Here is a 14164-nt window from a genome sequence, read left to right as displayed (position 1 = left end):
AACAGGACTGTATCATAAATGACTGAGTGGTCATAGCATAACCATTTTAGTGATACTGTGCCAGTAAATTCTCAAAGTTTTTTGCAGTTAATACCCCAACATCATCGCTACTACAGCCATACATCTCTGCCAAACAACTGGCGACATACGGTACGTAGGCAGGCTCATTCGGTCTACCACGCTTAGGCACCGGTGCTAGATAAGGACTGTCAGTTTCGATAAGCAGTCTGTCTCTAGGCATGTTTTTTGCTGCATCTTTAATCATTTGAGCACTTTTAAAGCTAACAATGCCCGAAAATGATATATAAAACCCTAAGTCAAGTGCACGCTTGGCCGTCTCCCAATCTTCGGTAAAGCAGTGAATAATACCGTGTTCAGCGCCTTCTGATTTTAGGATATCAATCGTATCTTCTTTAGCATCACGCATATGAATGACGAGTGGCTTTTGCAGGCTTTGACTGGCATGAATATGACGAGCAAGACTGGCTTGCTGCTCTTTTTTGTTTTCCGTTGACCAGTAATAATCTAATCCTGTCTCCCCAATCGCCCATACATGGTCGGCATCAGCGGTTTCGATCAAACGCTCAACCGTCGCTGATTGTAAGACACTAATGTCCTCACAAGGATGAATACCGACGCTCATGCCAAGATTTAGCGCCTCATCGCTATAGGTGCTGACAATATGAGCAATCTCATCATATTCGGCAAAATCACACATAATTGCCATTGCCCGAGTGACATTGGCAGCTTTCATCGCGTCAATCGCGCCAGACAATTGACCATCATACTTGGTTAAATCTAAGCGATTAAGATGGCAATGGCTATCAGTAAACATAAGTAATCTCGTTAATAAACATGAATGAATAAAAAATATTAGGTTTAAAACCTTAGAGTATTGATTGCTCCAAAGGCAGCTGTTTTCAAGCAAAGTTTAGCGGTACACTATCAACACGCTCCTCAACCATATTTAAAACAGCCAATCAATCATAAAAGTCATCGCTAGTAAAAACATTACACCTTCTACTCACTTTTCATAAGCCCATCATTATGAACCATAAAAAAACCATCAGCCTTTCTCCGATTATAAAAACATTATTACCCAAACAGCTCTATAAAAAGCGGTTTTTATTACAAGACAAAGGGCTCAATAATCATATCAATATCGCCAAAGATGCACGCATCATTGGCAATTCGACCATCACTATTCGTAAAGGTCATGACAATCAAATTACTATCGGTAAAGGCGGCAAATTTAATCAGTTAAAAATTGACATCAACGGCAATCACAATCAAGTCACGATTGGAGAGCACGTTAAATTCTCGGGGCGATTATTGGTTGTCGGTAATCATCTGCATATTTATATCGGCAATAATACCACCGCTATTGATTGCTATATTTTGGCGCGCGATAAAAGTGTGACCATTGGTCAATCATGCATGATATCACGTGGTATCGAAATTCGAGCGACTGACGTTCACAAGGTCTATGATATAGACACTAACGCGCGAGTGAATAAGGCACATACAGACGTCAGTTTAGGAGACCATATTTGGATTGCCGCCAATTTGACCATTTCTAAGAACGTCTCTATCGCCAGTGGTTGTATTATTGCAGCAGGGGCATTTGTCAATAAACCAGTTGAGACGCCCAACTGCATGATTGCTGGTACACCAGCCAAAATTATTCGCCAAAATGTACGCTGGGAGCGTTAAAGAGTTAAGTTACAAGGCAACGTTTTACTACAGCGAGCGTTAGCCGTTTGATGTCAATGCAATGGCACCACTCGCATTACTTCTTCTATGGTCGTCAGCCCTTCACTAATACGCTTTGCACCCGATAAGCGCAATGGCTGCACACCTTCGCGGTACGCTTGCTGCTTAAGCACATCTAAATTGGCATCGGCGGCGACCAGTTTTTTTAGCTCATTTGACAACGGCATGATCTCGTACAGACCAACGCGACCTTGATAGCCCGTATGGCGACAATGCTCGCAGCCTTGCGCCGTATAAATTTGCGCTGGAGCGGGCGCACGCCAAGGCTGAACCAATTCCTGCCACTGAATAGCAATTTCACTGTCTGGGATTACGTCTAGAGCTTTTTTGCAATGCGGACATAAGGTGCGTAGCAAACGCTGCGCCATGACGCCTAATATCGTCGCTGAGGTTAAAAACGGCTGAATGCCCAAATCATGCAAGCGAGTAAGTGAGCTTGGTGCATCATTGGTATGCAACGTCGAGAGTACCAAATGTCCAGTGAGTGATGCTTGTACTGCCATATTGGCGGTTTCGGCATCGCGAATCTCACCAACCATAATGATATCTGGGTCTTGGCGCATCAAAGAGCGAATACCATCGGCAAAGTGCAAATCAACCCCTGGATTAACCTGCATTTGGTTGAAAGCTGGTTCAATCATCTCGATAGGATCTTCAATCGTACAAACGTTAACTTGTTCTGTGGCGAGCTGCTTAAGCGTACTGTACAACGTCGTAGTCTTACCTGAACCCGTTGGCCCTGTGACCAAAATAATACCGTTGGGATGCGCTGTCAGCTCATGCCAAGTATCGAGCTGTTTACCTGACAAACCAAGCTGAGCAAACGAGCGCACCAGCACTTCAGGGTCAAATACCCGCATCACCAGCTTTTCGCCAAAGGCTGTCGGCATCGTCGATAGGCGCAGCTCAGTTTCTAGACCCTTTGGCGTACGGGTTTTCAACCTACCATCTTGTGGTTTGCGTTTTTCTGCCACATTCAGTCGTCCTAATATTTTAATCCGCGCCGTCACCGCGACAATGATTGCCAAAGGCATCTCATAGACGGTATGTAGCACGCCATCGATACGAAAACGGACTTTACCCGTCTCACGGCGAGGCTCTAAATGGATATCACTGGCTCGCTGCTCAAAAGCATATTGCAACAACCAATCGACAACTCTGACAATATGTTGATCGTTGGCATCAGGGTTGGTATTGTCGCCCAGTTGCAATAATGCCTCAACATTGGTGACATCAGCCGCCGCCCGCTTATGGACACTATTTGCTCCTGCAATCGCTTGGGTGACTTGGTAAAACTCTTGACGGTAGCGATTGATTTGCTCAGGATTGATATAAACCGTACGATAGCTTTTAGACTTGATTAATTTTTCGATACTTGTCTGCCACTCCGTACAAAACGGCTGGTCTGTACCGATGACGACTTCATCATTCGTCACTTCAATGGGCAAAATATGCTGTGAGCGGGCATATTCAAAGGACATCAGTTGGGTCACGGCTGGGACATCGACTTTTAATGGATCAATACGGACAAGTGCCATGCCTGCTTTGGCAGCCAACCATTGATTCAACCATACCAAAGTCAATTTATGCTCAACGTTTTTATCGAGTGCATGACCGTTTGGCAGACCAAATTCACTGATGGTCAGGAGTGGATGCTGCGCTTTATCACGGCGGCTCGTCATCACTAAATTGTAGCCACGCTGATCAATTACCTTATCTGCCAATAGTTCATCTAAGCACCAACGTAAATCAATCACGATTGAATATTTCTGAGCAGACATATTTTTCTTCTTTTATTATTGATGCGTTATTTATTGAGGAGTGATTTATGGATAATTCATGCGGCAGTAATGGCGTCACTGGGCGCTACAAGCTCACTTTCACAACAGCCATTATCTGCAATTGCCCTGATTCTATCAACTGGAAGCTCACATCGACAGACTTATAACGCATGACAAACGGCGTATTGATCTCCGCGCGACGATAGGCTGGACGCGGGTCTTGCGCAATTAATGCTTTAATAGTCTCGATATCAGCAATGAGCAATTGCTCTTGCATTTGTCGAATAAGCGTCGCTACACTATTATTTTTTGCATGAATAGCTTTCTTATTATTTTTATTTTCAGTCTCATTGTCATTTTTATCGCATCGTCCAGCATCAACCAACGTCATAAATTGCTCGTAAGCAGACTCCGTGATAATTATCTCTAATAAATCTGGCGCAGTTGGCGCAAACCCGCTTTTTACATTGCTGAGCGCATCGCTATAAGCGACATAGGGCTTAATATCGATAATCGGCGTACCATCTATCATATCTGCACCGCTAATAATAAGTAACACGCGCCCATCACAAACCTCGATACTTTCAAGCTTGACGACAGATAACCCAAGCGCTGAGGGTCGATACATACTGCGACTGGCAAACACCCCTATTTTTTGATTGCCACCGAGCCTTGGTGGGCGGACTTGCGCACGAAAGTCAGTGCCGCTTTTGCCAATGTGACTGTCTTTATTGGTATAGTTATGATGAAACTGCCAACTGATCCAGATATGGCTGAACGCGTCTAAACCGGCAAATGCTGCTGGCGAGTCATAAGGCGCTATCATCTCAATGATACTGGTGAGCGCAACCAAGTTCGGCTGGCGTGGCGCACCAAATTTCTGTGATAGCGGCGCGCGATGGTAGCCAATCATTGGCGCATGGTGGTAACCCGCCAAAGAGATATTATCATCGGACATCATGTTTCTCCAAAAAACCGTTCAATAGTAAGCATCTGCTTTTATGAGAGCGTTTAGCACATATTATCTAGTGATACAAAATTACTCACTAACGATATTCCATTTTATCATGCCCCATCGTCGCTGCCAGACGGATTTTTATTTTAAATTTTGGTATTATGAGCCATAAATTCGATGAGAGCCTTTATTTTTCAACCCTTATAAGCCAGCAACAGCCATTGTCGTGGTTTGGCAGGTGACAGATTCAGTCGTATCTATCCTTAGACCTTATCAGTCCCTCTCCTGATTTTAAATGCTCAATAAGGTGTTAGAATATCGCCCCATCACATTGGTTAAAACATCGGCTATGCTACTTACTTTGCATGATAGAGGTTTTAAACGATTAGCTGTTCCAATAGTGATTGAAAATTTACTACCCTTCTATACCCTTTTTCATTGAAAATTTTAATTTAACACTCATTTAAACTTAATAAAACCGATAGCAACTTATTAACGAGGACTTTATGTCAAAACTTCGCACCGAAACGGTCACAGAGGTTCATCACTGGAATGACGCTCTATTTAGCATCAAGACAACTCGCGACGATGGCCTGCGCTTTCGTAATGGCGAATTTGCGATGATCGGAATCGTTGTCGATGGCAGACCGCTATTGCGCGCTTATTCGATTGCTAGCCCGAACTACGAAGATCACTTGGAATTCTTTTCTATTAAGGTTCAAGATGGTCCATTAACCTCGCGCTTGCAGCATATTAAAGTTGGTGACGAGCTGTTGGTCAGCAAAAAACCAACGGGCACTTTGGTACTAGATGATTTACTGCCCGGCAAAAACCTTTATATGCTCTCTACAGGCACTGGACTGGCGCCATTTTTATCGTTGGCACGTGATCCTGAAGTCTATGAACGCTTTGAAAAAATCATCTTGGTACATGGTGTGCGCCATGTCGATGATTTGGCGTATCGTGATATGTTTGAAAATGAGTTACCTAACGACGAGATCTTTGGTGAATGGTACCGTGAAAAATTCATCTACTACCCAACAGTGACTCGTGAGGATTTCAAAAATCAAGGTCGCGTGACTGACTTAATGACCTCAGGAAAGCTCTTTGAAGACATTGGCTTACCACCGATGAATAAAGAAGACGACCGTGTCATGATCTGCGGTAGCATGCCATTTAATGCTGAAGTTTCAGCGATTTTGGACGATTTTGGTTTGACCGTTTCACCACGCATGGGTGTCCAAGCAGATTATGCCGTTGAACGCGCTTTTGTAGGTTAAACCATTTTTTTTGATTTAATTGAAAATTATATCAAATAATTCTTGACGGATAAAAATAGGCTGCTATAATACGCAGCCTATACAGAGTTAACCCTGTAGCCCAATTCGATAATCTCTATCTAATAGACCTTATCTTCTAACATGCCAGTGTGATGGAATTGGTAGACATGACGGATTCAAAATCCGTTGCCTAATAAGCGTGTCGGTTCGAGTCCGACCACTGGTACCAATATTAGTAACAAATCAGCCTCCTCATTAGGAGGTTTTTTTGTGCCGGTAATATTATTGCTATACTTACTTCTCTATTTCAGATTGCAGCACCGCAATTATCCTAATGGGCACGGCAAACTCCCACGGCATGCCAGCATTACAATAAAAATGTCCGTCACGGAATGATACGATATAAGCCGTAAAATCATTACCACAATGATCCATCATTGCTTGCTCATCACTATCATCACAAACCGCACACCATACTTTTTTATCGCCGCGTGCTAGCATCGCTCTTGTTAAATCGCTCCCTTTTAGTTCATTATTCATCATCAGCTCCTTAGTCATTCTAAACTCTCTAATATCAAGTCCTTAAAGAGTTAATTTTACCAAAACTCCATTTTCGATCTTGGCATGAGCGATAAGCAATGTCTTTTTTACATGGTCATAGAGGCGCACAAGGCATTACTTACTGTTTTACAGTCATCCATTAGCGCGGATACTATATTGTAAAACACCAGAATCAAAACTGTAACATCTAAATGTGAGATTTATGACAAACGGTGAGGTGGATACGACAGGTGGTGCAAGAGTACAAATGAGTTTGATTTACAGTAGACCTAGATCATTCAAGAGCAAAAACATGTTTGCTAAATACGATTTTTTTGAATTAACACCTCTGTTTATCATTAACTAACTCTATGATATATAAGATTTATGACATATAAAACTATTCATATATCATTGCTAGCGTTCTACTAACCTAGCAAAGGAGTCTATCGATAAATTTAAATTTTGATACTCAATCAAAGCGCTTGAATCAGGTAAAATAGTGAGTATGACAACTTCTATAAATGCTAGCCCCCGTAAAATCATTCATATAGACATGGATGCTTTTTATGCCAGTGTGGAGCAGCGTGACTTTCCTGAACTGCGCGGTAAGCCATTGGTGGTTGGTGGCGATCCAAGTGGTCGCGGTGTGGTCGCAGCAGCCAGCTATGAGGTGCGTAAATTTGGTGTACGCTCTGCCATGTCTTGTTATGAGGCGCGTAAACGTTGCCCAGAAGTCATTTTTGTTAGGCCACGTTTTGAGGTTTATCGCGCAGTTAGTAGCGATATCCGCCAAATTATGTACCGCTTAACGCCACATGTTGAACCATTGTCTCTAGATGAGGCCTATCTCGATGTTACAGGGCTACATGTTCATAAAGGCTCAGCGACCTTGATGGCGAACTGGCTAAGGGCACAAATACTAGCGCATACTGGATTAACGGCCTCAGCAGGTGTGTCGTTTAACAAGATGCTGGCTAAAATTGCCTCTGATATCAATAAGCCTAATGGTACGGCAATTATCACACCAGCGGATGCTGATGCCTTTATCAGTACGCTACCTATCGAGCGCTTTCATGGTATTGGCAAAGCCACTGCCAAGCGTTTACATGCGATGGGTGTAAGTACTGGCGCCGATCTCAAGCGAATGCAAGCGGCTGTCTTGGTGCAGGAGTTCGGCAAGCGTGGGCAGTTTTATCACGATATTGCCCATGGGCGTGATGAGCGTGCTGTCAAATCTGAGCGCGCGCATAAATCTGTGGGTTCTGAGACCACATTCAAAGACAATCTAAGTGATAACCATGAATTACGTATACAAATTTATGAACAGAATGCCGATGCTTTTCATCAACTGCAACAAAAACAGCTGGTCGCCTATACCATTACTCTAAAAGTTAAATACGCAGACTTCACTCAAATCACCCGCTCACACACGCTATCGACTGCCTTTAACAGTGCTGATTCTGCCCATTATTGGTTAGACAAACTGTTTTTAGACATCCCTCGTGAGCTACCTATCCGCTTAGTCGGTGTTATTTTCTCTTCATTAGCACCTGCCGCCCAATTGTTGCCGCAGTTAAATTTGTTTGAATAACATACTGACGCTTATCGCTTTTGTTGATGATTCATTCTAACAATTAATGCTTAGGCTATTTAATATACAAACCGTTTTGTGCGCATGAGTCGTTACTAAACTGTCCTTTCATGACCTCGTTTCTGCTACAATTACGCCAAAATTTACATTCATTTAAAGATTGATTATGACCGATTTTCACACTATAGATTCTACTACTGCCGCCTCAATTGATGCCAAAAAAAACAACAATGATTTGAATTATTTGAGCGTTGATGACTATGATTATGAGCTGCCAGATAGCCTGATTGCACGCTATCCTCTCTCACAGCGTTCTGCCTCAAAACTTTTGTATTTGCCCGCCAATAATCAAAAAGACTCTACGCTTGTAGAAGATCGCTTATTCACTGAGTTACCTGACTTATTAAATGAAGGTGATTTGATTGTATTTAATGATACAAAGGTGATGAAAGCACGCCTCTTCGGACAAAAGGATACTGGCGGTAAGCTTGAAGTATTGATTGAACGTTTGGTTGATATCTCAGATTTAGAGACAGCGACTTTATATGTAGAGGCTGAAAAATCTGTAGAAGCTGCAAATGACAAACCCCTGAATCAAGAACATATTGCACTTTGCCATGTTAAAGCCAGTAAAGCGCTCAAACTTGGACAACACTTGCAGCTTGCTGACGGTCATATGAAGGCGGTGATGATTGGTCGTCAAGACAACTTATTTATTTTAGCATTTGATGCGCCGATCTTGCCGCATTTAGAGCTTTATGGTGAGCTGCCTATTCCCCCCTACTTTGAACGTCATGCGGATGAGACAGACAATACTCGTTATCAAACGGTTTTTCATGATCCAACCAAGCTTGCGAGCGTGGCTGCACCGACTGCAAGCTTACACTTTGATGAATCGGTACTGAGCAAACTTGCGGCAAAAGGTATTCGTACGGCTTTTGTGACTTTACACGTTGGCGCTGGTACATTTGCGCCAGTAAAAACGGACAACTTGCTCAATCACACCATGCATAGTGAATATGCACATTTACCACAAGCAACTGCTGAGCTCATCAATCAAACCCATGCGAATGGTAAACAAATCATCGCTATTGGCACCACGGTCACACGCGTGCTCGAAACGGCTTATCAAAAAACAGCCGTTAATGGGCAGCCCCTCTCCAGCTGGTCAGGTGACACCGATATATTCATTTACCCAGGGTTTAAGTTTGGTGTGATAGATCGACTGTTGACCAATTTCCATTTACCCAAATCAACGTTGTTAATGCTGGTGTCGGCATTTTCGGGTAAAGATGCCATTGAGCATGCTTATCAACATGCGATTAAAGAACAGTATCGCTTCTTTAGTTATGGCGATGCAATGCTGCTCGACAGAAAGCGAGATTAGACAATACTCAAACATTTTTTGTATTGTCCACAACAGTTTTGAAATAAACTGGTAAACTAAATGGTATTTTGTTATAACAGCACAGATAACTTATATCTTAAAGGTCTGCACATGTCTTGTCATTTATCTCATCGGTTGACTACGGTACATCGCGCGGTCTCGATGGCACTACTTTGTTCCGTAGGCTATGCGGCTCTCGCATCGAGTGCACAAGCTGCAACGATTGGTAAGACTGTTGTGACCTCTGCCCAGCATGAGCCGCTAGCTGCGAGCATTGTGGTCAGTGATATTCGAGCCGCTGACTTTTCAGCAAGTTTGGCAAACTCTACTATTTATCAGCAAATGGGCTTAGCCCAAACTGATTCGATGACCGTACGTTTTAAACCTACCTCAGCGACCAGCGGTCAAGTATTTATTACTACTTCACAACCTGTATCCACACCTTTTGCTGATGTGGTTTTAAACATAAATGATAAGGGTCAACGCAACGTCATTCCCAAGACATTGTTGATGCCGCTCAATAGCCGTTTGCCCATTGACGCGCCTAAAAATATCGTTACTGGCGCAAAGAAACCCAATCTACCCAGTGTGTCCTCTAATACGGCTAAACCGTTGACCGTTAGAGAAGGTGCACCGCCGCCATTAACATTATCACCTATACTAGCGACTACTCACTCGTCAACGAGCGAGTTGGTGGCGTCTAAATTGCCAGCACCTAATATCCAAGCACCTACAACGACTCCTACTTCGCAAGGCAACAATCTTGCTTATGCGCCTAGCCGGCTAGATAATGGTCGTTTAAACAACGTTAACAATACTCTTAACGCTAACGACAATGCTCGTAATCCAACCAGTCGATTAGACAATGGTCGCTTGAGTGTAAATGGCAACGTTACCACAATGGGTAACAGCAATATCGACCTCAATTCTGCTAAGAATGTAGCGAATGATACAGCCCTAGTCAATAACAAGACCATGCCAATAGATAATAGTCTATCAGCTACAGCTGTCACTGATAAGCAGCTCGATATTTTGAATATTCAAGTCACTCGCCAGATACAGCCAAGTAGCAAATCAGAAGCTGGCATGATGACTGCTTCTCCTATTATGCCAACGCCGAGTGACAACAAAGCGAGTACACCAAAAGCCAGTCTTGACACTAGCAATACAGCTGTCGCCACTGTCCCATCTAGTGTCACCAACAACGCCTCTATCAGTACGGCTGCCAACACTACTACTGCGTCCCAATATCAAGTACAGCGCAACGACAGTCTATGGGTTATTGCACAGCAAATTGCGCAAGAAAATGACTTAGACATTCAAACAGTAATGAAGCAGATTCAGACACAAAACCCTGATGCCTTTATTAATAAAGACGCGGGTCAACTCAAAGCGGATGCCAAGCTTAGCTTGCCCAGTTACGATGTTGTACCATCACAACAAAAACTAGAAGCGGCGATTCAGGCGCAAAGACAATATAGCCGCAGAGCAAACACACCTGTGGTAAAAAAGGCCGCAAAAGCACCCTCTAAAAAACCGTCTGAAACAAATCAAGTCGCTAAACAGCGTAAAAAACCCATGATTACTAAAACACAAACGCTGCCAAAAGCACAATTTTCAGTGCTCGCACCTGGTCGTAATGGCAACGCAGATGGCACCCAAGCAACATCAGCAGCGGTAACAGGTAATGGTCTCAGCACAGATATATTAGCCACGCTCAAGGCCTCAAGGCAAAGTACAGCAGCTCAAGCTCAGCAGCTGTCAAAAACCAGCAGTGCACTTGATAGCTATACAAGAAAAATTCAATTACAAAACCAAAAACTGGCTGAGCTCCAAGCTCGTCTCAAAAAACTACGCAATCAATAATTGCCTAACTGATCAACGCAGTGTGCTGTGATCATAGGCGTGGGAGTAACTATGGACAATATGCTATATATCATCGCCGGATTGGTACTTATTCTAATAGTAGCCGGTTTACTATTGTACAAAAAGAAAGCGCAAAAGCCCTCAGCGCAGCCGGGAATGAGTACCACTACGCCAGCTGCGATGCCAAAAACGGATCTTAACACTCCTGCCCAAAGCCACAAAGATGATGACAATAAGTTTGATCATATTACGATTGCCCAGCGCTTCATGGATCAACAGCGTTATGACAAAGCCATTGAAACCCTCAGTCGCGGCCTAAGCGAAAAACCGAATGATGGTCAATTGTCTGTTAAATTACTCAGCATTTACGCGACTATTAATCAGCCAGAGAACTTTAACAAAGTTTATGATGCCATCAAGACGCAAAGCGACTCAAAAAGTCTTGCGCTAGCTGATGAGTTAAAAGCTTTATTTTCGGAAGAGCAGAATCAAGTCGCAGCAAAAGAGGCACCCGTAGAAGATAATAGCCATTTTGAAAGCATAGATTTTGACTTACCGATTAATCAAATCGATAGTAAGAACGCGCTATCTGATCAGCCAGCAACCTCTGAAGATAACCCTAGTACGCTGATAGATGACAGCATGTCTAATTCGGCAGTGACAAACACATCTTATGAGGCCAATCTTACTAGCGACGATGTAGAAGATAGCTTTGATCTTACGCTGAGTGATTTAGAGAGTAATATTAGCGCATCTGAGGCGACTGATACGGCACCAGTCACGTCATCATTAGAGATGACAGATGATGAAAGCCTAAACACTGCCAATATCGACAGAACTGATAATGATGTCGCGGTGTCCGCAGAAGATAATGATCTCAATGATCTTAGTGATTTTGACTTCAGCTTTGATTCATCTGAAGAAACTGATGCGCAGGCAACAGATTCTGTCATTCCAGAACGCCCTGATAGTATTGACGAGGAAATGACGCTAGAAGATGACGCGTTCATCTTAGACTTTGATGATCTAGCAACTGATGTCGATAAAGGTGTTGAAGAAACTGCTGAAGCATTGTCTATCAACACTGTCCAGAATGACGAAGAAAATGATTTCACGTTGTCTTTAGACAGTCTCGATGCGCCAAACAACATAGAAACATTAACAGAAAGCGAAGCGCCTGTACTTGAAGAAAATAGTGATATTGATAACTTCATTATTGAAGAAGATCGTTTCGAAACTGAGAGCTTTGAGACTGAAAGCTTTGAAAATATTAATCTCGAAGCACAATCGCTTGATAATAATGATTCAGAATATGCTATTGCTGAAGAATCTAGTGTCACACCGACAGCCCCGTTGCTATTCGGTGATAACTCTTTATTAGACAATGAATTTGATACTCATTCTTCCACAGCACTCAGCCCAGTTGCTCCAATTGAGGACGAGTGTACCCTTACCGCCGAAGATGCTGCTGAAACAGCAGAAGACTTTTCCTCGCGCTTTGCGGCCGACTTTGACTTTGTCAAATCATTAGATAGCACTCAAGTTACGCTAGATTTGGCAGGCCAATATTTACAATTGGGCGAATACGACAGTGCCAAACGCTTATTGAACGAGGTATTAATTCAGGGCACTATTGATCAACAGAACCAAGCAAAAGTATTACTAGATCGTACTGCGTAAAAGCCCCATCGTTCTTTGGTCAGCAAGTATTCTATAACACTAAGAATACTTGCTGATTTTTTTTGCATTTAACCTTTATACTATTTATTATTACTGAGCGCTATTAGCTATTAGCATCCAACCTTAAACTCTCTTTTTTATCACATACTTCTTTATTACGGCTCATACTATGCCATTTTCTGCTATGACAAATACATTATCCAATCCTGTCCAACTCATTTATGCTGGCGGTACTTTTGGTAGCTATGGACGACCCTTAGCACCGTTATCAGCAGAAATATTCTTACCGACTTTACAAAAGCTATTGACTGACCAAGATAACGCTAACCACTTGCCTCAAATCTCATGGCTGGATAATGCCTTAATTAAAGACAGTAGCCAACTTACCCCTAACGACTTTGTACATTTTTATCAGCTTTTGCTAGCAGCCTATGCACAAGGCGACAGGCGTTTTGTGCTCATCACTGGTACAGATACTTTGAGTTATTTGGGTGCGTTTTTAGCAGAAGCATTTGCTGGCAGTGATATTTGTATAGTCGTCACTGGTAGTATGCGCCCATTGTTAGACAGCGAGGTGATACATTCCTATGATATCGATGACCATAGCGACGCATGGTATAATCTCAGCGATTCATTAAAACTGGCTGCTGCTGGTGAGTCGGGTGTGAAGATTGCTTTTGGCGGTGAGTCTTGGCCTGCGCAAACGGTACAAAAAATTCATAGCCATGATTTGATGGCATTTACGGGTCACTCCAGAGCCGCCTATCCTGCCAATAGTTATATCAAAAACTTACCGGATACCCGCCGCCAGCATTGGCTCGATGATCAGCAAGCAATGATTGACCATATCGGATCTCGAGCTGAGCAAGCACGCATTCATGCTTTATATTGCTTGCCAAACGACACTGAGGTAATGACTAGCCAGCTACAGGCATTATTATCACAGCCGCCATGTGGCATTATCCTGTTAGGATTTGGCGCAGGTAATGTTCCTTATTCTCAAGCGCTAGCAGAGGCACTAGAGCTTGCTTATAAAAACGGCCACATGGTGATATGCGCTAGCCAGTCTCCATTTGGTGGTGTCAGTGACAGCTATGCGGCTGGTAGTTGGCAATATGAGTATCATGTGATTGCTGGCGGACGCTTAACGATTCCCGCTATCTATGCACGATTATTATGGCTATTGCTGCGTTATGACAATCCCACTCGGCGCAGACAACGCTGGTTGAACAATGTCAATCAGGCGAGCACCACTATCAAAAAACGTTAGACTATCATTAAATATGTTTACTTTATAAGCGCCAATAC

11 protein-coding genes and 1 tRNA gene are annotated in these 14164 nt (G+C 43.1%); 8 read left to right on the top strand and 4 right to left on the bottom strand.

Annotated elements, in window-relative coordinates; all coding sequences use genetic code 11:
- Positions 1-46 precede the first annotated feature (46 nt).
- Positions 47-835: a TatD family hydrolase gene (locus I3257_RS09445; protein ID WP_193009369.1), complete on the bottom strand. Its 789-nt coding sequence runs from the start codon at positions 833-835 to the stop codon at positions 47-49.
- A 212-nt stretch (positions 836-1047) separates the two neighbouring features.
- Between I3257_RS09445 and I3257_RS09440 the strand changes: the two genes are divergently transcribed.
- Positions 1048-1713, top strand: coding sequence for an acyltransferase (locus tag I3257_RS09440; protein WP_238049574.1), 666 nt, complete (start codon positions 1048-1050; stop codon positions 1711-1713).
- A gap of 53 nt (positions 1714-1766) precedes the next feature.
- On the opposite strand, the gene I3257_RS09435 is transcribed toward I3257_RS09440, so the two are convergent.
- Entirely contained in the window at positions 1767-3554 is a 1788-nt protein-coding gene (locus I3257_RS09435) for a GspE/PulE family protein (RefSeq protein WP_193009371.1), read from the bottom strand.
- Between the two features lie 85 nt (positions 3555-3639).
- Complete coding sequence (tsaA, locus tag I3257_RS09430; protein WP_193009372.1) at positions 3640-4512, bottom strand: tRNA (N6-threonylcarbamoyladenosine(37)-N6)-methyltransferase TrmO; 873 nt, start codon at positions 4510-4512, stop codon at positions 3640-3642.
- A gap of 503 nt (positions 4513-5015) precedes the next feature.
- On the opposite strand from tsaA, the gene I3257_RS09425 reads away from it, so the two are divergent.
- Together I3257_RS09425 and I3257_RS09420 are read left to right on the top strand one after the other, a co-directional pair.
- Complete coding sequence (locus I3257_RS09425; RefSeq protein ID WP_045452050.1) at positions 5016-5789, top strand: ferredoxin--NADP reductase; 774 nt, start codon at positions 5016-5018, stop codon at positions 5787-5789.
- A 143-nt stretch (positions 5790-5932) separates the two neighbouring features.
- Positions 5933-6018 (top strand) — tRNA-Leu (locus tag I3257_RS09420).
- 65 nt (positions 6019-6083) lie between these two features.
- Here I3257_RS09420 and I3257_RS09415 read toward each other — a convergent pair.
- On the bottom strand, positions 6084-6329 hold the full coding sequence (locus I3257_RS09415; protein WP_238049573.1) for a hypothetical protein: 246 nt from the start codon (positions 6327-6329) through the stop codon (positions 6084-6086).
- Positions 6330-6837: 508 nt separating this feature from the next.
- Between I3257_RS09415 and dinB the strand changes: the two genes are divergently transcribed.
- The 5 genes from dinB (at position 6838) to I3257_RS09390 (ending at position 14126) form a co-directional block, all read left to right on the top strand.
- Entirely contained in the window at positions 6838-7923 is a 1086-nt protein-coding gene (gene dinB / locus I3257_RS09410; RefSeq protein ID WP_238049572.1) for a DNA polymerase IV, read from the top strand.
- A 166-nt stretch (positions 7924-8089) separates the two neighbouring features.
- Positions 8090-9310, top strand: a complete 1221-nt coding sequence (gene queA, locus I3257_RS09405; protein WP_238049571.1) for a tRNA preQ1(34) S-adenosylmethionine ribosyltransferase-isomerase QueA — start codon at positions 8090-8092, stop codon at positions 9308-9310.
- A 111-nt stretch (positions 9311-9421) separates the two neighbouring features.
- Positions 9422-11176, top strand: coding sequence for a peptigoglycan-binding protein LysM (locus tag I3257_RS09400; protein WP_238049570.1), 1755 nt, complete (start codon positions 9422-9424; stop codon positions 11174-11176).
- 51 nt (positions 11177-11227) lie between these two features.
- Positions 11228-12856, top strand: a complete 1629-nt coding sequence (locus I3257_RS09395; protein WP_238049568.1) for a FimV/HubP family polar landmark protein — start codon at positions 11228-11230, stop codon at positions 12854-12856.
- Positions 12857-13025: 169 nt separating this feature from the next.
- The gene (locus I3257_RS09390) at positions 13026-14126 is read left to right on the top strand and encodes an asparaginase (protein ID WP_238049566.1); all 1101 of its coding nucleotides are present in this window, start codon (positions 13026-13028) and stop codon (positions 14124-14126) included.
- Positions 14127-14164 lie beyond the last annotated feature (38 nt).

Source organism: Psychrobacter sp. Ps7, from assembly GCF_022129225.1.
Taxonomy (GTDB): Bacteria; Pseudomonadota; Gammaproteobacteria; order Pseudomonadales; family Moraxellaceae; genus Psychrobacter; species Psychrobacter immobilis_A.
This window is presented reverse-complemented; position numbering and strand designations above follow the sequence as displayed.